Raw genomic sequence first — 26,799 nt, forward strand, 5'->3', positions numbered from 1 at the left:
CCTCTTATCGGCAGGTATTGATAACATATATTATGGTGCCGCCAATGGTTGGTGCGGCGGCGAAAACGGTGCCCATGCAGCAGACACGAAAACATCCGGTGATTATCGGCATAGTCGGTGATTCAGGAGCCGGAAAATCGACGATGGCGGCAGGACTGGCAGAGGTCCTTGGCATCGAGCGGACGCTGATCATCTGCATGGATGATTACATCAAGCATGACCGGCGGCGGCGGGCCGAACTCGGGGTTACCGCCCACAATCCCGCTGGCAATCACATCGACATTCTCGAACAGCATGTGGGTTTGCTGCGCGACGGCCAGCCGATCTTGAAACCAGTGTACAATCACCAAGGTGGGACGCTTGAACCGCCGGAGTATGTGGTGCCGCGCCAGTTCATCATTCTCGAGGGTCTGCTCGGCTACTCGACGCCGTCGCTGCGCGACGCCTACGACCTGAAGATCTTCCTCGACCCGCGGGAACAGTTGCGGCTGCGCTGGAAGTTCCAGCGCGATACGACGCAGGGCGGCTACACGGTGGAGCAGGTGATGGCGTCGCTCGATCGTCTCAACCGCGACAGCGTCAGCAACGTCCTGCCGCAGCGTGGCTACGCCGATCTGGTGGTCAACTTCTATCCGCCGGATGACAAGCCGGACGAGATCGCCAGCCCGCTGAATGTCCGCCATCTGCTGCGTCCCACACTGCCGCAGATCGATCTCACCACACTTCTGGAACTGTCGCCGCCGCGTGGTCTGGAGATGGAACTCGCCCGCGACGTGGATGGCCGACCGGCAGACGCGCTGCACATATATGGCGAGATCGTTGGCGCCGACAGCGCGGCGATCGAAGCACATCTCTGGCGATCCGTCGCCAATGGCTCGCGCGATCCTTCCCAACCTTTCCCGCGACTTGGCGCCTTCTGTGATGGCCGGTCCACCGTCCAGCACAGTCCGTCGCTTGCGCTGTCGCAGTTGCTCCTGACGCAATACCTGCTTACTGCCGCGTTGGGAACCTATGCGAACTGAAGGAAACCAGCCGATGTCCACCGCGCTTCCCGCTGCTGTTGCCGAGCCGGCTGCCCTTTCGGAGGATGCCCTGGCGGCGGACGCCCTTTCGGCGGAAGAACGCCTGCCGACGCACGATGAAATGGTCAATGCCATTCGCATCCTCGCTGCCGATGCGGTGCAGCGGGCGAACTCCGGTCACCCCGGCATGCCGATGGGGATGGCGAATGTCGCCACCGTGCTCTGGCAGCGTTTCCTCAAGTTCGATCCAACCCGTCCCGACTGGCAGGACCGTGACCGCTTCATCCTGTCCGCCGGACATGGTTCGATGCTGCTCTATGCGTTGCTGTATCTCAGCGGCTACGAAGAGATCACGATCGAGGAAATCAAGCGCTTCCGCCAGTTGGGCTCGAAGACGCCGGGCCACCCGGAGTACGAAGTGTCCTGCGGCATCGAGACCACCACCGGGCCACTGGCCCAAGGGCTCGGCAATTCGGTGGGCATGGCGCTGGCCGAGCGGTTGCGCAACGCCCGCTGGGGCGACGAGATCATCGATCATTACACCTACTGCATCGTCGGTGACGGCTGTCTGATGGAAGGGCTGAGCCAGGAGGCGATTTCCCTCGCCGGGTTTCTGAAGCTGTCCAAACTCATCGTCCTCTGGGACGACAATCGGATCTCGATCGACGGGCCCACCACGCTGGCCACCGCCGACAATCAGCTTGCCCGTTTCGAAGCCTGCGGCTGGGACGCGGCGGTGGTGGACGGCGAGGATCCGGATGCTGTGGCGGCGGCGATCGCCAAGGCACGGCTGTCCGACAAGCCATCGCTGATCGATTGTCGCACCACCATCGGCAAAGGCGCGCCCACCAAGGCCGGCACCTCTGCCACCCATGGGGCGCCGCTCGGCGATGAAGAGATCGCCGGGGTGCGGCGTGCCCTCAATTGGCCTTATCCGCCCTTCGTCATTCCGGCGCACATCCTCGACGCCTGGCGTGCGGCGGGTCGCCGATCGATCGGCGAACGTGAGGCCTGGGAAGCGCGCTTCGCCGCGCTGCCGGCGGACAAGCAGGAAGCCTTTCGGCGCACCAGTAGCGGCCGCTTGGCAGCCGGTTGGCAGACGCCGTTGAACGCGTTCAAGCGCAAGCTGGCAACCGACCAGCCGAAATGGGCCACCCGTAAGGCATCGGGCGAGGCGCTGGAGATTCTGACCGCCACCTTCCCCGAGATCATCGGCGGCTCGGCCGATCTCACCGAGTCCGTGTTCACCAAGACGAGCCATNNCTCGACGACATTGACCCCCGGCAACTTTACCGGTCGTTATGTGCATTACGGCGTGCGTGAACACGCGATGGCGTCGGTGATGAACGGCATGGCGCTGCATGGTGGGTTCATTCCCTTCGGCGGCACTTTCCTCGTCTTCGCCGATTACATGCGCGGCGCCATGCGGATGTCGGCACTGACGCGCCAGCGGGTGATCTATGTGCTGACCCATGATTCGATCGGCGTCGGTGAGGATGGCCCCACCCATCATCCGGTGGAGACCCTGGCCGGTCTGCGGGTGATGCCGAATCTCCTGGTCTTCCGCCCGGCGGACGCCATCGAGACCTTCGAATGCTGGATTATCGCCATCACCGAGAGCGATACGCCGTCGTGTCTGGTGCTGAGCCGGCAGGCGCTGCCGGCGGTGCGAACCGAGCACGTCAGCGTCAATCTCTCCGCCCGCGGCGCCTACGTTCTCCACGAGGCCGAGGGCGGCGAGCGCGAAGTCACCCTGTTCGCCACCGGCTCGGAAGTCCATCTGGCGGTGGAAGCGCGAAACCGTCTGCAGGCCGACGGCATTCCGACCGCGGTGGTCTCCATGCCCTGCTGGAAGCTGTTCGACATGCAGCCAGAGAAGTACCGCCGCGAGGTGCTCGGTCCTGCTTGGCCGGAGTGCGTCCGTGTTGCGGTGGAAGCGGCGATCTCTCCCGGCTGGGACCGCTATATCGGCTCGGAAGGCATTTTCGTCGGCCTGAACGGGTTCGGCCTGTCCGGTCCGGCCGAGGTGCTGTTCAAGCATTTCGGGATCACCGCCGATAACGTGGTCACCCAGACGAAGCTGGCGCTGGGCCACCGCGGCGAGTTGACCCGGCGGCGGCGGCGGTTCGGCATGGATGTGGTCGGCTAACTGTCCTTCCGGGCAGAGAGGTCAAAGCCAGGGATCAAGCACCGCAGCACGGGAAGGGCACGCAGGACGGGAAGAGCCGGCGCGATGACGAGCGGCGAATTGAAAGCAACGGCACAAAGTCTGGTCGCCGATGGCAAGGGGCTCCTCGCCGCGGCGCGTGGCACCTTTGCCGGCGAACCGGCACCCTTGGTATGAATGCACCGATGATCAAGATTGCCCCTTCCATCCTCTCGGCCGATTTCGCCCGCCTGGGCGAGGAGGTGCGGGCGCTCGACGCCGCCGGCTGTGATTACGTGCATGTGGACGTCATGGACGGTCACTTCGTGCCTAACCTGACCATCGGGCCGCTGGTGATTCGTGCCCTTCGGCCGCATACGGCGAAGCCCTTCGACGTGCATCTGATGATCGATCCGGCGCAGCCTTATCTTGCCGCCTATGCGGAGGCGGGCGCCGACATCATCACCGTGCACGCCGAGGCCGACCGGCATCTGGATCGCAGCCTGCAGATGATCAAGGCGCTCGGCAAGCGGGCAGGGGTTTCGCTCAATCCGGCGACGCCGGCCGCGGTGATCGAACACGTCCTCGACCGTCTCGACCTGATCCTGGTGATGACCGTCAATCCCGGCTTCGGCGGTCAGGGTTTCATTCCGGCACAGCTCGACAAGATCCGCCGCCTCCGCGCCATGATCGGCGACCGGCCGATCGAGCTTGAAGTGGACGGTGGCGTCAACGCCGAGACTGCGCCGCTGGTGATCGAAGCCGGTGCCGATGTCCTGGTCGCCGGCAGCGCCGTGTTCAGCGGCGCCGACTATGCCACCAGCATCGCTGCCCTGCGGCCGCAGCGCCAACGTTGCGTGGCGGCGGCGCTCAGCTGATCGCGTCGATCTGCTCGTCGGACAGCCCGCCTGGCACGATGGTGACCGGAATGCGCAACCGCCCCAGGCGCTTGAAGATGTAGGAGATCACCCGGCCCAGGCCTTCGGTGCCGGTGGAGGCGCCGAGCACCAGCACCGACAGGTCCGGCTCCGCTTCGATCAGCTGCATCAACTGCTCGGTGAGCTTGCCTTCGCGGATGAAAACCACCGGCGTTACGCCGGACAGCTTCTGCACCACCGAAGAGACCACCTGCAGCATTTCTTCCGCCTGCTCGCGTCGCTCCTCGGCCATCAGGTGGCCGACCGCCATCCAGTGCTGAAATTCCACCGGCTCGATGACGTAAAGCAACGCCACCCGGCCGCCGGTGTTGTGGGCACGGCGGCAGGCATAGCGTAGCGCCTGATGCAGCTCCTCAGATTCATCGACAACGCAGAGAAAGGTCCGCTTTGGCATGTCGCGCGAGGCTTCGCGTGCCACAGCGAACTCACGATCCTCGGAATTTCCCACAGCCGCCGCTCAACCTTTGCGGAATACCAGATTAGCGATCCATCCCGCGATCGCCGCAATACCGATGGCGAGGATACCATAGGCGACCGCGTAGTCATGGGCGAATTCGAAGACCCGCGCTTCGAAGCCGACACGACTGACGAGAAGCGGGGTTATCTCGGCGCTGACGATCTCGTTATCGCGCAGCAGGTAGACGCTGACGGAGTAGGTGCCGACTGGAGCGTTGGCGGGGATCCACATGTCGGTGCGGAACAGCCGATTGCCGAGGAACTGAATCTCACTGATTTCCTGGCTGTAGACCGCGTCGCGCTGTTTGGCGCGAATCAGCGCCGAACGAAATTCCTGCGCCACAGCCGGCGCCTCCGGCCGCTGCGGTAACAGCCGCAGCTGGTCGGTGCCGATCTGGTACAGCCGTGCCACCTCCGGCGGCACGTTGCTCAAGGGCGGGCGGCTGCTGGCGACGGCGAAAAAGCCGGGGACATTGTCGAAGACAACCTCCGCCTCGTTGATCCAAATGCCAAAGGTTCTTGCCTTGCGCCGCACCACCTCACGCGATTCCGGTCCGCGAACAACCACGATCACGTCGCCGCCACCGTCGGTGGCGCCGAATACCAGCACGTTTGAACCGGTGAAACCGGTGGTGATCGCCACTAGGCTGTTGGACAGCGAGGTGATCAGATCGGCCGCCGCGGCCGGGCTGGCAAGCAGCGCGAGCAAGCCGGCGATCAGGTTGCCAATCGCCAACCAACGCGCGGGAGCGTCTTGTGGTGACTCGGCTGATGCGTCGGGTCATATGGCGGCGCCTTGCGCGCGAGAGGAGGCCAAGGACAATCCACGTTATCATCCGCCATGGACGCGGCGATGCAGCGCATGGCGGAGGCGACACCATAATCAGCTGTGCGCCAGGGCTCAACGCACTCGATCAGGCACGGCTCAGCGTTGGAGATGGGGCGGGCAGGGTTGGGAGGAGTCGGCGCGCAGGCGCGTGGCCTCGGCGATCACCCGCTTCGTCTCCGCCCACATCGGCAGTGCCGCCACGTCGCTGAGCGGCGTCCAGGCAACGGCGGCGGCGTCGCTGCCGGCGACCGCCTCGCCGGACAGCCATTCGGCGGCAACGTCGATCAAGGTGTAGTGGTAGCGAACGGCGCTCGCCGCATCCACGTCGATCAAATCGATCACCGCGGCGACACCGAGAACGGCGATCTCGACGCCGGTCTCTTCCATCACCTCGCGCGCGGCGGNCGCAGCCACAGTCTCCCNCAGCTGCTGCAGGCCGCCCGGAATGCTCCATTCGCCCTGTCTAGGCGGCGTGGCACGAACGATCAACAACACTTGGTCGTCGCGAAAGACGATGGCACCGACGCCCACCTGCGGCCGGGCAGGGTAGTGCCGGCTGGCGTCTGCCGCCGCCTCGCCTGGGTAATGGCTATCATCGCCATGCTGATGATCATTTCCGCTGTCATGCATTCGCCGCGTCCTGATGAGCGCCTCGCCAGGGGTGCTGATGTGCCCGGCTCTGTGCCGGCAATCAATCTATGCCTGCGACTTCACTGCAACGATCGGTAACAAAACGTCGCACCGGCCAAGAAATACCTCAAATATGCCAATATTGGCTCATAGAGGTGTACACAGTTGTAATCGCGCGGGCTGATTGAGGATCGACAACCGGTGCGCGCCGAACATCAACCTGACGGGCGACGGCCCGCGATGAAAGGCACAGCGATGAAGTATGACGCCATTGCCCAACTCAAAGACCACGAGTGCCAACGCTCGCCGGAAGATTCGGATGTCGATATCAGGCAACTGCCGGAGGATTCGTCCCTGGAGCGAGCGGTGAACCGCCGCTTCTTCCGCGCACCGAAGCAAAGCGTCACCATCCGCCTCGATGCGGACGTGGTCGCCTGGTTCAAGGCCCAGGCGGTGGAGCGCGGCTATCAGACGGCGATCAACCGTGCGCTCCGCGAATATATGGACCAGCACCGCTGAAATCTTCGCGTCGGAAGCTGGCATTGTCCGCAATGTCGGTCATTCACAGGGTGATCTTCCCCGGAAATGTGGATGCCTGGTTATGCGGCGTGAAGCTCGGCTTGCTCGGGAGTCCGGGTCCCGAGTGCGGCGTGGAGCCATTGACGGTTGTCGTATCTTTGCCAGCGTGAGGGGGCGGATCGGCGCTGGCCGGCCTCCCCTGCCTCCGCCGTCGCCCTCACCCTCCCGCCGCTGCCGCGCCGGGCCCTTTCCTCTCCCACGATGCGGGCGAAGGGAATCATAACCTCTCCCTCCGGGAGTGGTCGGCGCGAATGCGCCGGGTGAGGGTGACCGCGGCCGAAGGGAATCATAACCTCTCCCTCCGGGAGAGGTCGGCGCGAATGCGCCGGGTGAGGGCGACCGCGGCCGAGGGGAATCATAACCTCTCCCTTCGGGAGAGGTCGGCGCGAATGCGCCGGGTGAGGGCGGCCGCGGCCGGAGGGGGAATCATAACCTCTCCCTCCGGGAGAGGTCGGCGCGAATGCGCCGGGTGAGGGCGACCGCGGGCGAGGGGAATCATAACCTCTCCCTCCGGGAGAGGTCGGCGCGAATGCGCCGGGTGAGGGCGACCGCGGCCGAAGGCGGTGTCGGCCGAAACAAGAAACCTAATCGCTGATTTCCGCGATCCGTGCCTCGAACCAGGCTTTCGTCTCCGCGAAGCCGGCATGGTCCGGGGCCAGCGCCGTCAGCCGCTGCATGATCGCCAGCCCACGCCGCCAGACGCGAAGCGCACCCTCCCGATCGCCGTTGGCTGCGCCGATCAGGCCTATCCGCCCGAGCGACAGCGCCACGTCATACTGCCATCCGGCGTTGCCTGGGTCGGCGTCTGCGAGGCGTTGGGCGATGGCGAGGGAGGCGTGGTAGCTGTCGAGGGCCTGGGCGAGGTTGCCCTGGTCTTTGAGCACGTCGCCGATCTTGTTATGCGAGACGGAGAGGTCGTGTTGCCATTCGGCGTTCTGGGGTTCGGTTGCGGCGAGGCGTTCGGCGATGGAGAGCGAGGTCCTGTAGCTGTCGAGCGCCGCTGCGACATTGCACTGCTGGCGGAGCATGTCCCCGATCCGGTCATGCGAAATGGAAAGGTCACGCTGCCATTTTGCGTTTCCAGGGTCGGCTTGCGCGAGGCGTTCTCTGATGGCGAGGGAGGCCCGATAGCTCTCTAGCGCTTGCGTGAGGTTTCCCTGATCTTGGAGCACGTCGCCGATCCGGTCATGCGAGACGGAGAGATCACGTTGCCATTTTGCGTTTCTTACGTCGGCTTGGACAAGGCGTTGTCTAATGGCAAGGGAGACTTTGTAGCTGTCGAGAGCTTCGGCCAGTCTTCCCTGTTGTCGGAGCACATTGCCGATATTGCTATGGGAGACGGCGAGGTCACGCTGCCGCCTTGCGTTTCCGGGGTCGGCTTGGGCGAGGCGTTCTCTGATGATGAGCGAGGCGCTGTAGCTGTCGAGAGCGTGGGCGAGGTCCTTCAGATTGCGGAGGGCGTCGCCGATCTTTTTATGTGAAACAGCGAGGTCGCGCTGCCACTTTGCGTTTGCTGGGTCGGCTTGGGCTAGACGCTCTCTGATGATGAGCGACGCCTTGTAGCTGTCGAGCGCTTGGGCGAGCTTCCCTTGGTCGCGAAGCGCATCTCCGATATTATTATGTGAGACAGAGAGGCCACGTTGTCCGTTGGCGTTTCCGGGGTCTTCTTTCGCAATGCGTTCTCTTATGGCTAGGGAGGCCTTATAGCTGTCGAGGGCCTGGGCGAGATTTCCCTGATTGCGGAACACATCGCCAATATTGTTATAGGAGATGGAAAGGTCGCGCTGCCACTCACGGTTGCCAGGGTCGATCTTGGTGAGGCGTTCGATAATGGCGAAAGCGTCCCGGTAGCATTTGCTGGCTGCCCTCAAATCACCTTGGTCAAACAAAATGTCGCCTAGCTCGTCGTTGGCCACCTTTACATCTCGTTCGACACCCTTCAATTCCGCTTCCAGCTTGGCTCGTTGTGCCGCTGCAGCGGCAGCGTCCAGATCTCCCCGCTGCCATTCCAGTTGGGCAACGTGAATCCAGATCGAGGTATCGGACGGATCGAGCTCTGCAGAGCGGCGGAAGGCGGCTAGCGCTTCGAGCGTGTCGTCAAGCATGGCAAGCGTCCCAAGATGCCGGGCAGCCTCTGCGGCAGCTTGCGCCGAACTTCGACTTTCCGCCGCCTTCCGCTGTAGTATTTCGGCGAGCACGCCCTTGGCCTCGGCCGTACGGCCTTCAGCAAGGCTGCTCAAGGCAAGTTCGATCGTCGCCTCACGGTCGGCTTCGCCGTCAGATACCCTTGCTTCCGCGGCAATAGCATCAACCGCTGCACTGATCTTTTCGCCCATGTGCTCGGCGCCCAGCACTGCTGCAATCGGCTCTTGCTGTACGCGAATGGCTAGAAGTTCTTTGGCGCGGGCGGCATCGATCCGCTGGCGGAGGATGCGGAACAGGTGCGACTCCAGTGTCGATGCAAACGCCGCCGGTGTCTCGTAGGGATTGAAGCCGCGGATCGCGGTTTGACCCGCTTCGAGCCGGGCGAAGTAATCCGCGACGCGCTGGAATTGTTGCCGCTTGTCGAGCAGCACCGACTCTGGGTCGCTCAGGTCCACGCGCGGCGTCTCGGTGCGGCGGTAGAGAAGAATGTCGGGAAGCGGGCGCCCGTTGAGCGCGTCCTCGATCTCCCATTCGGTGCCGGAGAGGTAGGGTTTCGTTGGGCTTCCGCTCTTCCTTCAGCGGCGTCCCCATCCGCCCCCAGAAGACGACGATGACGATGTCGCAGTCAGCGGGGCGGCCGCGAAATCGCGTCACGCACTGCTGCGGCGAAAGCGTCCCCAGCATCGGCGTGCCGTGGTCGTCGTCCCAGGCGATGACCTTGAACGTGACGAGATCTTCCAGCATCGGATGGCGCTGCAATCCATCGAGGACATCGCGCGCCCGCGTCCGCTCTTCCCGCACGTCCCCGGGCGAGGCGAGGAAGACGCGCAGATACTGTGGAGGCGGTTGTGCGATGATCGACTGTTGATCGGCCGGTCCGGCCATGCCTCGTCCCCCCTTGCGGGTCCCTATGGTGAGTATGCGCAGCGAACGGCGCAACCGCCAGGGAAAATCAGCCGGCGAGCGCTGGGCGAGGGGGCAAAAAAAAAGCAGCTCGCGGCAGGCGAACTGCTTCAGATCAGACGAACAATCTTGCTTTGAAGGCGAACCATGGCCGGCCCGAGGTTACGGGCCGGCGGGTTCGCATGTCGTTGTTTCGGTCTTACGCCGCCAGTGTCTTGCCAGTGGCGCCCAGATCGTGGAACGCTTCGCTGAGGCGATCGACCAGGCCGACCTCGGCGTCGCGCAGCCACTTGCGCGGGTCGTAGTATTTCTTGAACGGCGTGCCGTCCTCCGGGTCGATCTGGTATTTGAACGCCTTCGGATGCGCGTCGACGAACTTGCCGACCGGCTCGGAGAAGGCGAACTGGGTGTCGGTGTCGATGTTCATCTTGAACACGCCATAGCCGACTGCCTCGGTGATCTGCGCCTTCTCGGAGCCAGAGCCGCCGTGGAAGACGAGGTTGAGCGGGTTGGCGCCGGTGTTGTGGCTGCGCGAGACCAAGTCCTGCGACTTCTTCAGGATCTCCGGCCGCAGCTTGACGTTGCCCGGCTTGTAGACGCCGTGGACGTTGCCGAAGGACGCGGCGACCGAGAACATGCCGATCTCGGANNAGAGCTTGTCGAAGGCCTGCAGCACGTCTTCCGGCTGGGTGTAGAGCTTGGCGTTGTCGGCGCTCTCGTCGAACTCACCGCCGATGCCGTCTTCCTCACCACCGGTGACACCCAGCTCGATCTCCAGGTTCATGCCGAGGGGCGCCATCCGCTGCAGGAACTTGGCACACTCGTTGAGGTTCCAGTCGATCGGCTCTTCCGACAGGTCGAGCATGTGCGAGCTGAACAGCGGCTTGCCGGTCTCCTTGAAGAAGGCCTCGCCGTGATCGAGCAGGCTCGCCACCCACGGCAGCAGCTTCTTGTTGGCGTGGTCGGTGTGGAGGACGACGCAGACGCCGTAGTGCTCGGCCAACAGGTGCACGTGCTTCGCCGCCGAGACCGCGCCCAGAACCTTGGCCAGGCTGCCGTTGGGGAGGCCTTGGCCGGCGTAGAACTGCGCGCCGCCGTTCGACAGCTGGATGATGACGTCGGATTTGTTCTTCGCCGCGGATTCGAGCACGGCGTTGATGGTGTTGGTGCCGGTCACGTTGACTGCCGGCAGGGCGTAGCTGCCCGCCTTGCATGCCGATACCAGCGTCTCGTAGTCCTTGCCGGTGACCACACCTGGCTTCAGTGTTCCGCTCATGGTTAGTTCTCTCCTCCGTGGAAGATTATGGGGGCCTCACCCGTCGAGGTGCGGTACCGTTCTCGTTCTCGGTTGGGCGCACCGGTGATGCGACGCACCGGTTATATCAGCTTGCTTCGGCGGGGTGGACTCGATCGCGAGCTTGGAAGCAGCAAAAGCACGCTCTCGCTGCTAGCGCAGCGGCATCGGATACATCAGCCCGCCGTCCGTCCATAGTGCGTTCAGCCCCCGCGGCAGCTTCAGCTTCGAGCCGGCACCCACATTGCGCTCGTAGCTCTCTGCGTAGTTGCCTACCTGGCTAATAATGGCATAGGCCCAGCCTTCTGCAATGCCGAGCGCGGCGCCCAGGCCAGGGGTGACACCGAGCATGCGTTTGATCGCCGGATCGGCGCTGCTGCGCATCGCATCCACATTGGCTGCGGTCAAGCCGCGGGCTTCCGCCTCGATCATCGCGAACTGCGACCATTTGACGATATCGTACCATTGATCGTCGCCCTGACGCACCGCCGGTGCCAGCGGCTCGCGCGAGATGATATCGGGCAGGATGAGGTGGTCGTCCGGGTTGGGGGTGTTCTCGGCGCGGATGACCGCCAGGCCGGAGGCATCGGCACTGAAGGCATCGCAGCGACCGGCGACGTAGGCGGACACCGCCTCGGCGAACTTCTCGAAGGTCAGCGTCCGCGCCTCGATGTTCTGCGCGCGCAGGTAATCCGCGACGTTGAGCTCGTTGGTGGTGCCGGTCTGGACGCAGATCGTTGCCCCGGCGAGCTGGTTCGCCCGGCTGACGCCCAGCTTCTTCGGCACCAGGAATCCCTGGCCGTCGTAGAAGTTGACGACGGTGAAGTTGAGGCCGCCGGCGGCATCGCGGGTCAGGGTGTAGGTGGTGTTGCGGGCGAGGAGGTCAATTTCGCCCGACTGCAGCGCCGTCAGCCGCATCTGGGCGTTGAGCGGCACGAAGCGGACCTTGCCGGCGTCGCCGAGGACGGCAGCGGCTACCGCACGGCAGACGTCCACATCGATGCCGTGCCAATGGCCTTCGCCATCCGGCGCACTGAAGCCGTAAAGATCCTCGGTGACGCCGCAGCGGATCTGCCCGCGCTGACGCACCGCATCCAACGTCGCCCCGGCCTCGGCCTGCGGGTGGACGAGGATGAAGGCGAGCAAAACCAAAAGAAGTGCGCTGGCTGTTCGCATGGTCGCCATCCGCCATCTGGCGCCGCGTCTGCGGGCGTCGATGTACCCACGTCCCCCGACGGCGCTGTATCCTTCGTATCCATCACCCGTTTCGGCACCGCGGTCAACCGGGCGCACGCGGGACGTCACCACTGCCAGTCGTGCCGTCAGCGGCCGCCGCGCGGGTGCCGGTGAAGGCATCGATGATGCGGTCCATGGCAGTGAATAGGAGCTCGACGCTATAGCCGGCGACAAAGGCGAGCGCCCATGGCCCCAACTGATTGAGAACGTCGCCTTGCTGTTCGCCCTGAACCCAGCCGATGGCGAGCCCGGCGAGCATTCCGAGGGGGATGCGCACTCCTGCGCTGACCAGGCCGGTCACCGTCAGCCTGCTGTCGCGAATATCTTCCGCCAACGACCGCAGCAGGTAGGCGATGGTGCCGAGCAAGCCGAACAGCAGCGGCAGGACATAGTCCTGACGCGCCTGGCGCAGAATTCTGGCGTTTCCCATCACATAGGCGCGGATCGCCATGGTGCGCTCAAGGCTGGTTTCGCAGCCATCCTTGCTATCGGGCATCGTCGCAGCATCGGGGATATGCTTCGACAGCAGCAGGAAGCTCTCGCGTCCCACCCGCTCGTTGAGGACCTTGTGCAGCGCCATCAACTGGACGCACTTGGTTTGCAGGTCGAGCGTCAGTGCGTCGCGCTCGGCACGTGCTTGCAGTGACGGCTCCGACGCATCGCTGGCGCGGGGGCATTCGCTGGTGTCGCCATCGCCGGAATTGTTGGGAGCCCGGCGTCCGCCTTCCCCTGTAGGGTGAGCAGACGCAACCTGTCCCGTGCCGCCCCCAGCTCGCCGTCTAGGGCGTCGATCTGACGGACGGTGGAGTCGAGTCCGGCCCAGAAGCTCAATTGGGCAACGAGAAGCACCAGGACGACGATGCTGAGCAACGCGGCGCCCCAGGCGATGCAGCGGGTCCATCGCCGGCTGAAGATCAGCGCATCGATCGGCACACCCGTGCGGGCGACGAAGGTGTGGTAGGCAGGCCAGAAGGCCTGTTCGTCGGCCGTTTGCCAGCGATCGGCGATGTAGGCATCGCGCAGGATCACCAACTGGCGCACGAGGTCCGCATCCATCTCCAGCTGCCGGCTGGCAACATAGGCGATGATGTTGGTCACCCCTGCATGGCGGCGTCGAGATGACGCCGGCGATCATCGGCGAGATGCGGGGCGCATGCCGGCCGGCCGGCCGCGGTGACATCAATAGCCATGGCGGGGCTCCCCCTTGAACGGCGCCCATATGCGGGCAGAAGCGCACGCGGCGGGCAGCTCGCCAGTAGATCAACAGCTGCGGATTATAGCCTGAAGAGCCCAAATGGGCCAATTGATCCGTGATGCCGGTGCGGCCTATCCATCGCCTCGGTCAAGGCTCTGTGCGCCGACTTCGGCGCTGGCGGCAGCGTAACTCCATGCTGCGGGCGAAATCGTGCTATACTTCGCCTTCGCCATCGCCTAAAGGAGGCAAATCGAGGCTTGCCCGGTTTCTCTTGAAGAACCATCCCAAAGGGGAGAAGTGGGAGTGCCGAAGTCCATTCTCGTCGTGGAAGACGAGCCAAATATCGTCCTTTCGTTGCAGTTCCTGATGAAAAAGGCTGGGTTTGACGTGCGAATCGCCAGGGATGGCGAAGAAGCGTTGAGTGCTGTCGAAGCGCGCGCCCCCGACCTGATTTTGCTCGATGTGATGATTCCGAAGCGCGATGGCTACGACGTCTGTCAGACGGTCCGGGCTAATCCCGATTGGAAAAACGTCTACATCATCATGCTGACCGCCAAGGGTCGGGACGTGGATCGGGAGAAGGGGATCGCTCTCGGTGCCAATGATTACGTGACCAAGCCATTTTCGACCCGTGACCTGACCGAGAAGGTAAAGCAGATTCTCGACGGTATGTCCTGACGCCCAAGGAAGTTGCCCAGGGAGGTTGCTCAGGATTGGCGAGGGCCCCGTGTTGAATCCGCGAAACGTCCTGGCCATCTGCTTCGCCGCCTTTGCCGCGGCAGTGATCGCAGCGGTGGCGGTGGCTGTTTTGCTGGTCATCGTCCGGCTGCCGGAGGCAGCAGCCCAACTGACCACGATCATCGTTATCTACGGCGGCGGTTTGGCGGTGGTCCTGGTGACCGTCATCGTCCTGCTCTGGGCCTACATGGACCGCGCCTTTACCCAGCCGCTGGTGAGCATGGTCCGTGGCATCCAGACCGCCATTCATGCCAACTATCAGCATCGCATCAATATTGAGGAGGGCCACCAGCTGGGTGGCCTGCCAAGCGCCGTCAATGAGCTGATCCGGCAGATTGCGCTCGCCCGGATCAGCACCAGCGAGGCGATTGCCGCGGCGACGACAAAGGTGGAGACGCAGAAGAACCAGCTGGCGACGGTGCTTCGCGACCTGCACGAGGGGGTGATCGTCTGCTCTCTCGATCATCGCATCCTGCTCTACAACGCCCGTGCGTTGGCACTCCTGCATATCGGCGGGGATATCGGGCTTGACCGCTCCATGTTCCGCTTCATGACCCGCCAGCCGATCGAGCACGCGCTCGGCGGATTGACGCGCCGGCTCAGCGATGGCGACTACCGCGGTCATGCCGATCGGTTGACTGCCCCCTTTGTCGTTGCCACCACCGATGGCCGGCACATGCTGCAGGGCCGTATCGGCCTGATCCTTGATGCCGAAGGCAAAGCGTCCGGCTATGTCCTCTCCTTCGAGGATCGCACCGACGATCTGGCGACCATCGGCCGCCGCGACCGGCTTCTGCGCGATGCGACCGAAGGGTTGCGCGCACCCATGGCCAACCTGCGGGCGGCGGCGGAAATTCTGTCCAGTGGTGCGGCGATGGCACTCGATGAACAAGATGGTTTCAAACGCGTGGTGCTGCAGGAGAGCTATCAGCTGTCATCGCACGTTGAGCAGTTGGCGTCGCAATATCGGGATTTGGTCACGGGGCATTGGCCAATGTCCGATATTTATTCGCCGAACCTGTTGCATAGCCTGGAGCGGCGATTACGCGAACAGCGCGATATCAGCATGACAATCGTCGGGCTGCCGGCTTGGCTGCGCGGCGACTCCTATTCGCTGTTGGAATTGCTCGATCGGCTGATTGTCCGGGTGGGCGGCTACATCGGCGCAGGGAGCTTTGAAGTGGAGGCTACCGCCGGCGATTCGCACGTCTACATCGATGTCATTTGGAACGGCAAGGTGGTGCCGACGCACGAACTCGGCCACTGGCTTGCCGACACTGTCGATGACGCGTTGGGTGGGCTCAGCCTTGAGGAAATTCTGCAGCGGCACCGCACCGACGTTTGGAGCCTGGCGTACGATGCCGATCGGGCGCAGCTGCGGCTACCTCTGACGCCAGCTAACCGCAAGCCGCGGACGCGGCGCGCCGAGTTGCCGCAGCGTCCCGAGTTTTATGACTTCGATCTGCTGCACCGGGATCTGCTGCACCGGCCGGCAATCGCGGACGCCCGTGGCAGTCTGCCGCTGACGTCGCTGAACTACGTTGCCTTCGACACGGAAACCACCGGTCTCAAACCGCTGCAGGGGGATGAGATCGTCTCTATCGCTGGCGTCCGCATCGTCAATGGACGCATCCTGACCGGGGAAAGCTTTGAGCGGCTGGTCGATCCGAAGCGACCGATACCANNGCAGGAGTCGATCCGTTTTCACGGCATCACCGAGGCGATGATCGCCGACAAGCCGCCGATCGCCGTCGTGCTGCCGCAGTTTCGCGCCTTCGTTGGCGATGGCGTCCTTGTTGCCCATAACGCCGCCTTCGATATGAAGTTTCTGCAGCAGAAGGAAGCCGAGAGCGGAATTGCCTTCACCGGGCCAGTGCTCGACACCCTGCTGCTGTCAGCCTACCTGCATGATCACACGCATCAACACGGTCTCGATGCGGTGGCGGATCGTTTCGGCGTTCCGGTGCAAGGGCGTCACACCGCCCTCGGCGACACGCTGGTCGTCGCCGGCATATTCATTAAAATGATCAACCTCCTGGCGGCACGGGGAGTCGTCACCCTCGACGAAGCGCTCGCCGTATCGGAGAAGATGGTCGAGATCCGCAGGCGGCAGGAGGCCCTGTAATCTGCTGGCGGCTGCAGGCGTTGACGAGGACGTATCGGCGGTGAACCGGCAAGGAGAGACAGCGATGGAAGAGGACAATCGGGTCAACGAAGCTTTTCTCGCAGTGTTCTGTCTCGGACTGGTCCTGTTCAGTCCGCTGCTGCTCGATATCTTCGATGGGCCGCAGCATCTCGATGGCGCGGCCAGCACTGTTCCTGCCTTCGTGTTCGGCGTTCCTCTTCTCTATTTCTATCTGTTCGTTTCCTGGGCGGTGTTGATCGCGCTCATGGCGCTGGTGAGCCGCCGCGCCGGCGTCGCCAGCCAAAGGACCGCATCCACCATCGGCCCGCACGGGGACAACGAATGAGCGGCACCGTTGCCCATCTCCCCAGCTGGATCATCATTGCCGTTGCGCTCTGTTACGTCAGTCTGCTTTTTGCGATCGCCTATTATGGCGACAAGCGCGCCCGCGCCGGGCGAAGCCTGGTCGCCAATCCGACCATATATGCCCTGTCGATCGCGGTTTATTGCACCGCCTGGACCTTCTACGGCAGCGTCGGTCGGGCGGTGGAATCAGGGTTCGGCTTCCTGCCGATCTACCTCGGTCCTACCCTCATGTTCGCCCTGGGGTGGCTGGTGCTGCGCAAGATCATCCGCATCTCCAAGCTGCACCGGATCACCTCGATCGCCGACTTCATCTCCTCGCGCTACGGCAAGAGTCACCTGCTGGGAGGCTTGGTGACGATCATCGCTGTCGTCGGGATCATGCCTTATATCTCGCTGCAGTTGAAGGCTGTGGCGACAAGCTTCGACTATCTGGTCAAATACCCCGATCTGACACCGCCCGCGGTGGCGGCGCCTGCCGTGGTCGGCGACACGGCGCTGTGGGTGACCGGGCTGATGGCGCTGTTTTCGATCCTCTTTGGCACCCGCCATATCGATGCGACCGAACATCATCAGGGGATGGTGGCGGCGATCGCTTTCGAATCCGTTGTTAAACTGGTGGCTTTTCTTGCCGTCGGCTTGTTCGTTACCTTCGGCATGTTCGACGGTTTCGGCGATCTGTTCGGCCAGGCGCTGGCCAGGCCGGACATCTCTTCGCTGATGACGATGGAGTCGGCTGGCCGGGACTGGATGCCGCTGGTGCTGCTGGCGTTCCTGGCCGTGATCGGCCTGCCGCGACAGTTTCAGGTCACCGTCGTCGAAAACACCGATGAGCAGCACCTCAACAAGGCGATCTGGCTGTTTCCGCTTTATTTGCTGTTGATTAACCTGTTCGTACTGCCGATTGCGCTGGCGGGGATGCTTGTCTTGCCGACGGGGGCCGCCGGTGGCCCGGCCGTATCCCCGGACACCTTCGTCCTGGCGTTGCCGATGGCAGCGCACCAGGAGGAGATCGCCGTCCTCGCCTTCCTCGGTGGATTATCGGCCGCCACCGGAATGGTGATTGTCGAGACGATCGCGCTGTCGACGATGATCTGCAATGATCTGGTGATGCCCATTCTGTTCAAGTGTGCCTGGCTGCATCTGGGGGAACGGCGAGATTTATCGAAATTGCTGTTGAATATACGTCGCGGTGCCATCGTTATCATTCTTGGCATCGGCTACTTCTACTTCAGATTGATCGGTGAATCTTATGCACTGGCGTCGATCGGCCTGGTCGCCTTCGCCGCCGCCGCACAGTTTGCCCCCGCCGTGCTTGCCGGCATTTATTGGAAGCATGCTACCCGTCGCGCTGCCCTTGCCGGGATCAGTCTTGGCTTTGTCATCTGGACCTACACGCTCCTCTTGCCGTCGTTTGCGCTTTCCGGCTGGCTCCCGCACAGCTTCGTCGACCACGGACCATTTGGCTGGGAGCTGTTGATGCCCTATGCGCTCTTCGGGCTCAGCGGCTTTGATCCGGTTCCGCATTCGCTGTTTTGGAGCCTGTTCGCTAATGTGGGCGCGCTGGTGATGGTCTCGCTGTTCGACCGGCAGGCGACGATCGAACGCATTCAGGCGACCTTGTTCGTCGAGGTCTTCCGCCAGCAGCGTCCTAACGTCGCCGCCGGTTACCTGCAGGAAACGGTACAGGTGGGAGCCTTGCGCACCCTGGCCGAGCGCTTTCTCGGCCGCGAGCGCACGGACGAGGTGTTTACCGAGTACGCTCAGCAGCGGCGGATGCTGCTCGATGCCAACATGCGCGCCGATGGCGACTTGGTGCAGTTCGTCGAGCGGCGGCTTGCCGGTGTCATTGGTGCCGCCTCGGCACGGGTGATGGTGGCAAGCACGTTCAAGGGCCAGGGGTTCGGCGCCGAAGAGATCATGCAGATCCTCGACGAAACCTCGCAGGTTCTGGAGTATAGTCGCCAGCTGGAACAGAAGTCGCACGAACTGGAGCGGGCGACAGCAGAACTCAAGGCAGTGAACGCTAGACTAACCGATCTCGACCGGATGAAGGACGACTTCCTTTCGACCGTGACCCATGAACTTCGCACACCCTTGACCTCCATCCGCTCCTTCTCCGAAATTCTGCATGACTCGCCCGATCTTGACATCGGCGAGCGGCAACACTTCCTCACCATTATCATTCGCGAGAGCGAACGGTTGACCCGCCTGATCAACCAGGTTTTGGACCTGACCAAGATCGAGACAGGGCGGATGAAGTGGCAGATGACCGACGTCGATCTGCGCGAAGTGATCGACCACGCGGTCACCGCCTTGCACCAGCTATTCGACGAACGGCGGATCGCCCTTGAGGTGCAGCTGCCGGAGCTGGTGCCGGCCATCCGCGGCGACCGTGATCAATTGATCCAGCTCACCATCAACCTGTTGTCGAACGCGCAGAAGTTCTGTCCGCCGGACGTGGGCAGGGTGGAGGTGGGCCTGAGGATCGCCGACCATGAGGTGACGGTCAGCGTTGCGGATAACGGTCCTGGCATTCCGTTGAACGAGCAGGAGGCGATCTTCGAGAAGTTTCACCAAGTGCGCAGCGGCCAGACCGGCAACCCAATGGGCTCAGGCCTGGGGCTCGCGATCTGTCGCGGCATCGTTGAGCATCTGGGCGGCCGCATCTGGGTTCGCAGCCGGCCCGGCCACGGAGCGACGTTTTTCTTTACCGTGCCCTTCGCCAAGGCGTGAGCGTGCCGCATCGAAGCGAGGAAGGGCTCGCTCAGTCGGTCCTGCTATTGACGACGAGCCGGGCAATGACGGTGGCGATGTAATCAGCCATCAACTTGCGACTGCTGCTGGCGAAGAGACGGATACGCCCGGAGTGTTCGAGGAGGAGGAGGCCGGCGGCGTGGGCGAAGGCGTCGGCGATCAGTGCCGTTGCCGCCGTCGCATCGGCGCCGAGCGCCCGGGCGGCGGTGCCGATCGGTGCCAAGCTTGCGGTCAATCGCGCATTCAGCCGTGCATCGAGGTCGCGCGACAGGCCCCGCGGGCGGACGCCACCGCGGAAGAGATAGAATCCCAGATCAAGGTCGCGGGGGTTCTCGGCATAAAAGTCAAAGAAGGCAAGCGCCGCCGCCGGCAATTGCCGTGCCGCATCGTCGCCGGCAAGGCTGACTGCCCTGTCGACTGCGGCGACCAGCCGGTCGAGCGATTCCTCCAGCACCTGGGCGTAGATCGCCTCCTTGTTGGCGAAATGGAAGTAGATTGCCCCGGCAGTATAGCCGGCTTCCCTGGCAATCGCCCGCACGCTGGCACCTTCCAATCCGTCCGCTTCGAAGACGCGCCTCGCTGCCGCGACGATCAAGGCGCGCTTCAGTTCGCTCACCGCTTCCTGGCGGCCGCTGCGGGCGGCATCGGTCATTCGGCAGGCTCTCCCTGGCGGCGAAGATAGCGCCAACGGCAGCAAGCCGGAAGCAGCGGCGCCGGCCTCGTCTTGCGTCGTAGAGCGGCGGGATGCGCGCGTCAGATACTGAACAGGTCGCGGTATTGATGCGGCTGCGAACGCAGGTATTGCGGCGGAGCCTTGACCCGTGCGCCGAGATGGGCGGCGGCATGCCAGGGCCAGCGCGGGTTGTAGAGCATGGCGCGGGCGAGGGCCACCAGATCGGCATCGCCGGTGCCGACGATCGCCTCGGCCTGCTCGAATTCGGTAATGAGACCCACCGCCACCACCGGCATTGTCGTTTTAGCCTTCACAGCGCGGGCCAGCGGCACCTGGTAGCTCGGCCCGAGTGGAATCTTTTGCTCGGGGCTGAGGCCGCCGCTCGACACGTGGATCGCGGCGCAACCGCGGGCTTCCAGTGCCTCGGTCACGGCTATGCTTTGCTCCACGTCCCAGCCGCCGGGCACCCAGTCGGTGCCGGAGACGCGGACCGATACCGGTACCGTGGCGGGGGTCGCGGCGCGGACCGCATCGAAGACCTCGAGGAGAAGGCGCATGCGGTTTTCCAGGCTGCCGCCGTAGGCGTCGTCGCGCTGGTTCGACAGCGGTGACAGAAATTGATGCAGCAGGTAGCCGTGGGCAGCATGGATCTGGATGAACTGCAACCCCAGCCGCACCGCTCGCCGGGCGGCGGCGACGAATGCCTCGCGGATACGGTTTAAGCCGTGGCGATCGAGCGCCTGCGGGGCGTCTTCCCCTGGTGCGTANNAGGCGATTGCCGATGGCGCTTGCGTCTGCCAGCCGTTCACCGCGTCGGGTGGGATTTGCGCGCCGCCTTGCCACGGCAGGTCCGTCGATGCCTTGCGGCCAGCGTGGGCGAGCTGGATGCCGATCGGCATATCTGACCAGCGCCGCACGCTTTCGAGGACACGGCGCATTGCCGCCTCGTTTTCATCCGACCATAGACCAACGTCGGCGTAGGTGATCCGCCCCTCCGGCACCACCGCCGTCGCCTCGATTGTCAGCAGCGCCGCCCCGGACAGTGCCAGCTGACCGAGATGGATCAGGTGCCAGTCGGTCATGCAACCGTCTACCGCCGAGTACTGGCACATGGGGGCGATGACGATCCGATTGGTTAATGTCATGCCCCCGACCGAAAGGGGCGTAAACAGCACCGACAAGAGACGTCTCCTTCGCTGACAACGGCATGACACAGCACTTAATCAGGATGGGCACCGAACGGCCTGGGTGGCACGGTGCGCAGGGATGGCTGCGAGTGGCATGTGCGCAGCGGTTATCGCCGCGTCAAGACCTGCTGCACCCTGACAGACCGCTGTGCGCCACCAATCGCTGCTTGGGCGACGCCTTCGTGGCGAAGTATTCGACCGCGCCATGAGCTGATCAGCTCGACGCCGTGCCCACGGCCGGACACCGCCCGGTCGTGGGTCGGCGCGGCGGCAGCACGCTGCCCGCCCCATTCTCATCTCCGCCATTTATCGTTACGCCTCGGGCGTCGGGCGCTCCGTGCCGCCGGCTCACGGCTGCGTGACGCCGGAGATCGCCGCGACCGCGGAGGTGGCATCCCCGGGCCCGTGGCGGTACAAGAGCGGGCTTCGCCTTGGCGCCGGTCTTTGCTGGGCTGGTCCGGGGAGGCGGGTGGCGATCTGATCGCGGGCGGGCCGGCACGGGTGCCGGCGCCGGCGCGCTGGTAAAGGCAGGGGCATGGGCCAAGATTTCCTGAAGCGGTTGAGCGCAACGCCGCAGTTTCTCGGCAAGCTGTGGCGGCTGGCGGCGCCCTATTGGTGGGCCGAGGGCACGGCGGAATTCCCGCTTTTCGGCCGCACTGTGCGGCTGCCGGAGCGCTGGCTGGCGCGCGGGATCTTGGCGCTGGTGATCTTTCTGAACGTCATCTTTGTCTGGATCCTGAAGCTCGCCAACGACTGGAACGCCCGTTTCTTCAATGCGCTGCAGGAGAAGAACGTCGAGGCGTTCTGGGCCGAACTGCGCTACTTCGTCATCATCGCTACCGCATTCATCCTTATCGCCGTCTACCGGCTCTGGTTTCGCCAGATGCTGCAGATNCGCTGGCGACGCTGGCTTACGGGCGTGTACGTGGGCGAGTGGCTGCGGGAGCGAACCTACTACCGGATGGAATTGACCAGCCACGGCACCGACAACCCGGAGCAGCGGATCCAGGAGGACTGCGACAATTTCACCCAGCAGACGCTGGCCATCGTTCTCGGCCTGATTTCGGAGGTGCTGACGCTGGTCACCTTCACCATTGTCCTGTGGAATCTCTCCGGCAGCATCACCGTGCCGATCATGGGTGGCATCGAGGTGCCGGGCTACATGATGTGGGTGGCAATCGTCTATGCGGCGGTGGGGTCGTGGCTCACCTACAAGATCGGCCGGCCGCTGGTGCGGGTGAACTTCGACCTGCAGCGCTACAATGCCGACTTCCGCTACCGGATGGTGCGCGTGCGCGAAAACGCCGAGAGCATCGCCCTCTACAACGGCGAAAAGGACGAGGAGCGGACCATCGGCGGCGCCTTCGAACGGATCTACAAGGTCTGGTGGGACTACATGCGTTACAACAAACGCCTGACGTGGTTCACCGCCTTCTATGGTCAGGCGGCAGACGTCTTCCCACTGGTGGTTGCCTCGCCGCGCTACTTCGCCGGCGCAATTCCGCTGGGTGTGCTGACCCAGACCGCCGGCGCCTTTGGTCGGGTGCAGGGGGCGCTGTCCTGGTTCGTTGACACCTTCACCACGCTGGCTGACTGGAAGGCGACGATCGACCGGCTCACCGGCTTTGGTGAGACGATGGCGGCGACGAAGCGCGCTGCCGCCAGTGAGCACGCCTTCGAGAACGACGCCGCGGCTGACTTACTGCGGCTCAACGACGTGGACGTGGCGCTGCCCGACGGACGGGTCCTGTTGCGTGACGTAAATCTGACGATCCGCGCCGGTGAAAGCGTCCTGGTGCAGGGGCCGTCCGGTAGCGGCAAGACGACGCTGTTCCGGGTGCTCGCCGGCATTTGGCCCTTCGGCCGCGGCCGGATCAGCCTGCCGGAGGGCGCCCGCGTTCTGTTCCTGCCGCAGCGTCCCTATCTGCCCTTGGGCAGCCTGCGCGAGGTGCTGTGCTACCCGGGGGCGCTCGACTTGGCAACGGACGCAGCGGTTGCCGAGGTCCTGGCCCTCTGCCGGCTGCCCCACCTGGGGGAGCGGCTCGACGAGGCCGGCAACTGGGCGATGGCGCTGTCACCAGGGCAGCAGCGGATCGCTTTCGCTCGGGCGCTTCTCTATCGGCCGGATTGGCTGTTTCTCGACGAGGCGACGTCGGCGCTCGATGCGGCGACCGAGGCTGATCTGTACCAGCTGCTGAAGGAGCGGCTGCCGGCGGCGACGCTGGTCGGCATCGCCCACAAACCGGGTCTCGCCCGCTTTCACAGTCGTCGGCTTCTCATCGATCCCGCCGCCGGCAGCGTGCGCGTCGAGGCGATCGATGGTGCGGAGGAGGCTGCCGCCATTTAATCGTTCCGTTTTGTCCGATTCGCGACACCGCCGTCTGGCGGTTGTCGCCGCGACTGTTGCCCTGGCGACAGGGCACTGTCGTCGCCTGTAGTTTAACTGTCTGATATCAGGCGATTTTCTGCCCGCTTCGGCGCTGGCATACCCATTGCAAATATATGGCCTAGCGGGGCCGACTTGGCTCACCGACTGCCGACGCGCACCCCGGACCTCATCCAGGGCGGCGGCGTGTGCGCTCGCGTCGCCGCCTCAAGCGATCATAACCAGGGAGAACCAGTTCATGGCCAATATTACCTTTCGATCCCCGGTGATGGCGAAAGACATCACCGTTTACGGCGTCGCCGGCGAGCGCGGCACCCTGCTGTCCCTCGCCAAGGCACACAAAGTGCCGATTCCCTTCGACTGCGGCGATGGCGAGTGCGGCTCGTGCCTGGTGCAGGTCCAGTACCAGGGTGAAAATGGACCGATGAGCCTGACGGTGACGGAAAAGGAAAAGGAGGTCCTCCGCCAATTGGGCAAGATCACGCCCGCGGAAATTGAGAATGCGGAAGTCAATGACATGCCGCCGCCGCATCGCCTCGCCTGTCAGTACATCATTCGCCACGAGGACATTCTCGTCTCCTTCGAAGGCGACCAGGTACTACCGGCGAAAAAGCCAGCGATGAGTGTCTCCGCCCACACCTTCACCGGCGGGGTGCGGATGAAGAGTGTCGAGATGTTCCTCGCTTACGCGATCAAGGTGGAGGAAGAGGCGGCACTCCACTTCGACGAACTGGCGGATGCGATGGAGGCGTGCAAGAACGACGAGGTCGGAAAGCTGTTCCGTCAGCTTGCCGGCTACTCCCGTCTGCACTGGGAGGAAGCCAAGCAGCGCGCCGCAGACTTGGAGACCGCGCAATTCACCCCGGAAGACTTCATGTGGCCGCACTTCGAAACACCGGAAGTCACCGGACTTTGGGCTGGCGATCCGGCAATGTCGAAGCGCGATGCATTGAAGGCGGCTCTTGATGGCGAACGCCGCGGCTTCGAATTCTATCACCATGTCGCCGAGACGACCAACGACAAGGAGATCAAGGCGATGGCGAAGGAGTTCGTCAAGGAAGAGTCCGAGCACGTCGCCATCCTCGAGCGCTGGATCGAGGGTGAGGAGACCTATCTGAAATCGCTGGCCGTTTGAACGGTTCAGCGGTGCGGGCCGGGCGGCCGACGGTAACCCCGTCGGCCACGCGGCGTCAGGCATGACCGTGCCGCCGCCAGATGTGCCAGCCGGTCGTCCAGGCGTGGCTCAGGCGAAGCGGACACAGTAAACCGGCGGCAAGGTGTGACTGACGCAGGACCAGTTGTCGCCCTGGTTTTCGCTGATCCACAGCCCGCCCGTGGTAGAGCCGAAAGCAAGCTGCTCGCCGGTGGCGTCTATCGCCAGCGCATGGCGATAGACCACATCGTAAGCGTGGGTCTGTGGCAGGCCATCGCGCAGGACGTCGAAGCTGCGGCCACCGTCGCGGGTGCGGGTAACCACCAGCCGGCCGTCGCAGGGAATGCGCTTCTCGTCCTTCACTCCGGGAACGAACCAGGCGGTCTCAGGATCGCTTGGATGGACGACCACCGGGAAGCCGAACACCGATGGTTCGACGTCGGTGATTTCGCTAAATGTTCGCCCCTCGTCGGAGGAAACGAAGATGCCGTTGTGGTGTTGCACCCACATCCGTTCCGGCGCACTCGGGCACTGGACCAGGCAATGGACGTCCTGCGCAATCGGATCGTGGGTCAACTCTGGTGGTACGTGATCGGCACGCATGCCTTCGCCTCGCTGCGACCAGCTGGCGCCGGCGTCATCGGTGAACCAGATGCCGCCGGTGGAGACCGCGATCCACAGCCGTTGCGGCTCACGCGGATCGACGCAGATGGAATGAATGCCGGGAAGGTCAGCACCACCGCCCATCCACTGCCGACGTTTCGGATGCTGCCACAGGCTATCCACCAGCGCCCAGCTGTCGCCGTGATCGGTCGAGTGAAAGAGGCCGCCGGGGATAGTGCCGCACCACAGCACGCCCGGCTCCTGGTTGCCGCCAGCAGCAAGCGCCCAGATGCGCACAGTGTTCCACGGTAGCGGGCGGCCCCACATGTCCGCTTCCTCATAGCCCTCCGGCTTGGGCGGATAGGCGGGAACGGCGATCTCCTGCCAGCCCGATCCGGTCGAGCGATGCAGCTTGACGCCGAAATGACCGTGATCAAGGGCGGCATAGTCCCGGCCATCGCGGCGGTCGCTCAGCGTCAGCGTCACGTTGTCGCCTAGGAAGTCGACACCGGCGATCTCCCATTGCCGCGCTGTGCGGGCGACGGTGAACAGGCCCTTGCGGGTCGCAACGAGCAGCCGCTCGCTCATGACGCCCCTCCCGACAAGGCCTGGAAGACGTAGATGGTGCTATCCTCGCTGACCGCATCAGCAAGATCGACGCGGTCGCGGATCGCGTTGCCGTCGACGAAAACGGTCATGTGTTTGCGCAGCGCCGACTGATCGTCGAGGACATAACCGCGGGCGCGTGGATTGGCGGCAAAGATGCGCTCCAGCACCTCACGTACCGTTGCGCCGGCAGCCACGGCTTCCGGACAGGCGACGTGGCGCTGGATGTTGGGGGTAAAGAAGACCTTTGCCATCATACGCCCTCTCCTGTGGATGGGGGCTGCCGCGTGCGTCGTCGCAACACCGCAGCAATCACTATAACCTTTAACGCGAAGGATTATAATGAACTGCCTTGGGATGAATATTCGGATGAGGATGAAAACGCATGAAACGGCTAATGGTTGCGCTCTGCCTGCTGCTGCTCGCGGGATGCCGGGTATTTAGCGATGACGATTCGCTGTCTTCGGTCAGCCTGACACCAGACGAAAAACCGACGGCGACGATCAGCCTGCAAGCGGCAACGGCGGCTTTCATCGGCAGCGGCCAGGGCGGCGAGGGGACGCTGTACTTTCGTGGCAAGTCCTACCCCTTCTACGTCGGCGGCCTCGGCATCGGCGGCATCGGTGCGTCGACCATTGAGGCGACGGGCGAAGTCTATCGGCTAAAAAACATCGACGCCTTTCCCGGCGCCTACAGTCAGGTGCGCTACGGTGCCGTCGCCGGGACGGCGAGTACGGGGAGATGTGGCTGAACAACCCCGAGGGCGTCATCATTCATCTGGACGCGCGGCGCGCGGGGCTGATGCTCAGCCTTGGCGGCGATGCGATGGTGATCA

The 26,799-nt window shown here is 63.7% G+C and carries 24 protein-coding genes; 12 read left to right on the forward strand and 12 right to left on the reverse strand.

The window, feature by feature from the left end:
- The first annotated feature begins 74 nt into the window (after window positions 1-74).
- The 4 genes from HQ394_RS18720 to rpe all read left to right on the forward strand — a co-directional run bounded on the left by HQ394_RS18720 (window position 75) and on the right by rpe (window position 4,046).
- Window positions 75-1,022, forward strand: coding sequence for a phosphoribulokinase (locus HQ394_RS18720; RefSeq protein ID WP_223292141.1), 948 nt, complete (start codon window positions 75-77; stop codon window positions 1,020-1,022).
- Between the two features lie 121 nt (window positions 1,023-1,143).
- A complete protein-coding gene (gene tkt, locus HQ394_RS18725) occupies window positions 1,144-3,171 on the forward strand; it encodes a transketolase (RefSeq protein ID WP_223292142.1) in 2,028 nt (675 codons plus the stop codon).
- Between the two features lie 84 nt (window positions 3,172-3,255).
- Entirely contained in the window at window positions 3,256-3,366 is a 111-nt protein-coding gene (locus HQ394_RS20295) for a fructose-bisphosphate aldolase (RefSeq protein WP_223291727.1), read from the forward strand.
- Window positions 3,367-3,374: 8 nt separating this feature from the next.
- Window positions 3,375-4,046: a ribulose-phosphate 3-epimerase gene (rpe, locus tag HQ394_RS18730; protein ID WP_223291728.1), complete on the forward strand. Its 672-nt coding sequence runs from the start codon at window positions 3,375-3,377 to the stop codon at window positions 4,044-4,046.
- Here rpe and HQ394_RS18735 read toward each other — a convergent pair.
- The 3 genes from HQ394_RS18735 to HQ394_RS18745 form a co-directional block, all read right to left on the reverse strand.
- Complete coding sequence (locus HQ394_RS18735) at window positions 4,039-4,554, reverse strand: universal stress protein (protein WP_223291729.1); 516 nt, start codon at window positions 4,552-4,554, stop codon at window positions 4,039-4,041. The genes rpe and HQ394_RS18735 overlap by 8 nt on opposite strands.
- A gap of 9 nt (window positions 4,555-4,563) precedes the next feature.
- Window positions 4,564-5,298 (reverse strand): TIGR02186 family protein, encoded by a 735-nt coding sequence (locus tag HQ394_RS18740; protein WP_190261457.1) that lies wholly within the window; start codon window positions 5,296-5,298, stop codon window positions 4,564-4,566.
- A gap of 189 nt (window positions 5,299-5,487) precedes the next feature.
- Window positions 5,488-6,021: an NUDIX hydrolase gene (locus HQ394_RS18745; protein ID WP_190261458.1), complete on the reverse strand. Its 534-nt coding sequence runs from the start codon at window positions 6,019-6,021 to the stop codon at window positions 5,488-5,490.
- A 201-nt stretch (window positions 6,022-6,222) separates the two neighbouring features.
- Between HQ394_RS18745 and HQ394_RS18750 the strand changes: the two genes are divergently transcribed.
- Window positions 6,223-6,540, forward strand: a complete 318-nt coding sequence (locus HQ394_RS18750; protein WP_223291730.1) for a BrnA antitoxin family protein — start codon at window positions 6,223-6,225, stop codon at window positions 6,538-6,540.
- A 644-nt stretch (window positions 6,541-7,184) separates the two neighbouring features.
- Here the strand turns inward: HQ394_RS18750 and HQ394_RS18755 are convergent.
- The 5 genes from HQ394_RS18755 to HQ394_RS18775 all read right to left on the reverse strand — a co-directional run bounded on the left by HQ394_RS18755 (window position 7,185) and on the right by HQ394_RS18775 (window position 13,276).
- Entirely contained in the window at window positions 7,185-9,200 is a 2,016-nt protein-coding gene (locus tag HQ394_RS18755; RefSeq protein ID WP_223291731.1) for a tetratricopeptide repeat protein, read from the reverse strand.
- Between the two features lie 647 nt (window positions 9,201-9,847).
- Entirely contained in the window at window positions 9,848-10,924 is a 1,077-nt protein-coding gene (gene fbaA / locus HQ394_RS18760; RefSeq protein ID WP_190261460.1) for a class II fructose-bisphosphate aldolase, read from the reverse strand.
- Window positions 10,925-11,095: 171 nt separating this feature from the next.
- A complete protein-coding gene (locus HQ394_RS18765; RefSeq protein ID WP_223291732.1) occupies window positions 11,096-12,118 on the reverse strand; it encodes an amino acid ABC transporter substrate-binding protein in 1,023 nt (340 codons plus the stop codon).
- A gap of 103 nt (window positions 12,119-12,221) precedes the next feature.
- Window positions 12,222-12,758 carry a hypothetical protein gene (locus tag HQ394_RS18770; protein WP_190261462.1) on the reverse strand — a complete coding sequence of 179 codons (537 nt, stop codon included), beginning with the start codon at window positions 12,756-12,758 and terminating at the stop codon, window positions 12,222-12,224.
- Window positions 12,759-12,790: 32 nt separating this feature from the next.
- Window positions 12,791-13,276 carry a hypothetical protein gene (locus HQ394_RS18775; RefSeq protein WP_190261463.1) on the reverse strand — a complete coding sequence of 162 codons (486 nt, stop codon included), beginning with the start codon at window positions 13,274-13,276 and terminating at the stop codon, window positions 12,791-12,793.
- Between the two features lie 400 nt (window positions 13,277-13,676).
- Here HQ394_RS18775 and HQ394_RS18780 point away from each other — a divergent pair, with 400 nt between their 5' ends.
- The 4 genes from HQ394_RS18780 (at window position 13,677) to HQ394_RS18795 (ending at window position 19,335) form a co-directional block, all read left to right on the forward strand.
- A complete protein-coding gene (locus HQ394_RS18780; protein WP_190261464.1) occupies window positions 13,677-14,051 on the forward strand; it encodes a response regulator transcription factor in 375 nt (124 codons plus the stop codon).
- Between the two features lie 1,126 nt (window positions 14,052-15,177).
- On the forward strand, window positions 15,178-16,236 hold the full coding sequence (locus tag HQ394_RS21640) for a 3'-5' exonuclease (RefSeq protein ID WP_456151653.1): 1,059 nt from the start codon (window positions 15,178-15,180) through the stop codon (window positions 16,234-16,236).
- A gap of 64 nt (window positions 16,237-16,300) precedes the next feature.
- Window positions 16,301-16,582 carry a hypothetical protein gene (locus tag HQ394_RS18790; RefSeq protein ID WP_190261466.1) on the forward strand — a complete coding sequence of 94 codons (282 nt, stop codon included), beginning with the start codon at window positions 16,301-16,303 and terminating at the stop codon, window positions 16,580-16,582.
- Window positions 16,579-19,335, forward strand: coding sequence for a sensor histidine kinase (locus tag HQ394_RS18795; protein ID WP_190261467.1), 2,757 nt, complete (start codon window positions 16,579-16,581; stop codon window positions 19,333-19,335). Before HQ394_RS18790 ends, HQ394_RS18795 begins: the two co-directional genes overlap by 4 nt.
- 31 nt (window positions 19,336-19,366) lie before the next feature.
- Here HQ394_RS18795 and HQ394_RS18800 read toward each other — a convergent pair whose 3' ends face one another.
- Together HQ394_RS18800 and HQ394_RS18805 are read right to left on the reverse strand one after the other, a co-directional pair.
- On the reverse strand, window positions 19,367-20,008 hold the full coding sequence (locus tag HQ394_RS18800) for a TetR/AcrR family transcriptional regulator (RefSeq protein WP_190261468.1): 642 nt from the start codon (window positions 20,006-20,008) through the stop codon (window positions 19,367-19,369).
- 101 nt (window positions 20,009-20,109) lie between these two features.
- The gene (locus HQ394_RS18805; protein ID WP_223291733.1) at window positions 20,110-21,243 is read right to left on the reverse strand and encodes an NADH:flavin oxidoreductase/NADH oxidase; all 1,134 of its coding nucleotides are present in this window, start codon (window positions 21,241-21,243) and stop codon (window positions 20,110-20,112) included.
- A gap of 508 nt (window positions 21,244-21,751) precedes the next feature.
- Between HQ394_RS18805 and HQ394_RS18810 the strand changes: the two genes are divergently transcribed.
- Together HQ394_RS18810 and HQ394_RS18815 are read left to right on the forward strand one after the other, a co-directional pair.
- Entirely contained in the window at window positions 21,752-23,563 is a 1,812-nt protein-coding gene (locus HQ394_RS18810; protein WP_190261470.1) for an ABC transporter ATP-binding protein/permease, read from the forward strand.
- Between the two features lie 277 nt (window positions 23,564-23,840).
- Entirely contained in the window at window positions 23,841-24,737 is an 897-nt protein-coding gene (locus HQ394_RS18815; protein ID WP_190261471.1) for a 2Fe-2S iron-sulfur cluster-binding protein, read from the forward strand.
- A 108-nt stretch (window positions 24,738-24,845) separates the two neighbouring features.
- Here HQ394_RS18815 and HQ394_RS18820 read toward each other — a convergent pair whose 3' ends face one another.
- The gene (locus HQ394_RS18820) at window positions 24,846-25,946 is read right to left on the reverse strand and encodes a WD40/YVTN/BNR-like repeat-containing protein (protein ID WP_190261472.1); all 1,101 of its coding nucleotides are present in this window, start codon (window positions 25,944-25,946) and stop codon (window positions 24,846-24,848) included.
- Window positions 25,943-26,221, reverse strand: a complete 279-nt coding sequence (locus HQ394_RS18825; RefSeq protein ID WP_223291734.1) for a MoaD/ThiS family protein — start codon at window positions 26,219-26,221, stop codon at window positions 25,943-25,945. The genes HQ394_RS18820 and HQ394_RS18825 overlap by 4 nt, the downstream gene beginning before the upstream one ends.
- 128 nt (window positions 26,222-26,349) lie before the next feature.
- On the opposite strand from HQ394_RS18825, the gene HQ394_RS18830 reads away from it, so the two are divergent.
- Window positions 26,350-26,715 (forward strand): hypothetical protein, encoded by a 366-nt coding sequence (locus HQ394_RS18830; RefSeq protein WP_190261473.1) that lies wholly within the window; start codon window positions 26,350-26,352, stop codon window positions 26,713-26,715.
- The last annotated feature ends 84 nt before the right edge of the window (window positions 26,716-26,799 follow it).

It is taken from the genome of Defluviicoccus vanus (assembly GCF_014672695.1).
GTDB classification, from domain to species: Bacteria; Pseudomonadota; Alphaproteobacteria; order Rhodospirillales; family Defluviicoccaceae; genus Defluviicoccus; species Defluviicoccus vanus.

Bases quoted from the DNA above. Each gene is read 5' to 3' on its own strand.
- HQ394_RS18765 (WP_223291732.1), bottom strand. From the start codon at position 12,118: ATGCGAACAGCCAGCGCACTTCTTTTGGTTTTGCTCGCCTTCATCCTC.
- HQ394_RS18800 (WP_190261468.1), bottom strand. From the start codon at position 20,008: ATGACCGATGCCGCCCGCAGCGGCCGCCAGGAAGCGGTGAGCGAACTG.
- HQ394_RS20295 (WP_223291727.1), top strand. From the start codon at position 3,256: ATGACGAGCGGCGAATTGAAAGCAACGGCACAAAGTCTGGTCGCCGAT.
- HQ394_RS18720 (WP_223292141.1), top strand. From the start codon at position 75: ATGCAGCAGACACGAAAACATCCGGTGATTATCGGCATAGTCGGTGAT.
- rpe (WP_223291728.1), top strand. From the start codon at position 3,375: ATGATCAAGATTGCCCCTTCCATCCTCTCGGCCGATTTCGCCCGCCTG.
- HQ394_RS18815 (WP_190261471.1), top strand. From the start codon at position 23,841: ATGGCCAATATTACCTTTCGATCCCCGGTGATGGCGAAAGACATCACC.
- HQ394_RS18795 (WP_190261467.1), top strand. From the start codon at position 16,579: ATGAGCGGCACCGTTGCCCATCTCCCCAGCTGGATCATCATTGCCGTT.
- HQ394_RS18790 (WP_190261466.1), top strand. From the start codon at position 16,301: ATGGAAGAGGACAATCGGGTCAACGAAGCTTTTCTCGCAGTGTTCTGT.
- HQ394_RS18820 (WP_190261472.1), bottom strand. From the start codon at position 25,946: ATGAGCGAGCGGCTGCTCGTTGCGACCCGCAAGGGCCTGTTCACCGTC.
- HQ394_RS18830 (WP_190261473.1), top strand. From the start codon at position 26,350: ATGAAACGGCTAATGGTTGCGCTCTGCCTGCTGCTGCTCGCGGGATGC.
- HQ394_RS18770 (WP_190261462.1), bottom strand. From the start codon at position 12,758: ATGGCGCTGCACAAGGTCCTCAACGAGCGGGTGGGACGCGAGAGCTTC.
- HQ394_RS18825 (WP_223291734.1), bottom strand. From the start codon at position 26,221: ATGATGGCAAAGGTCTTCTTTACCCCCAACATCCAGCGCCACGTCGCC.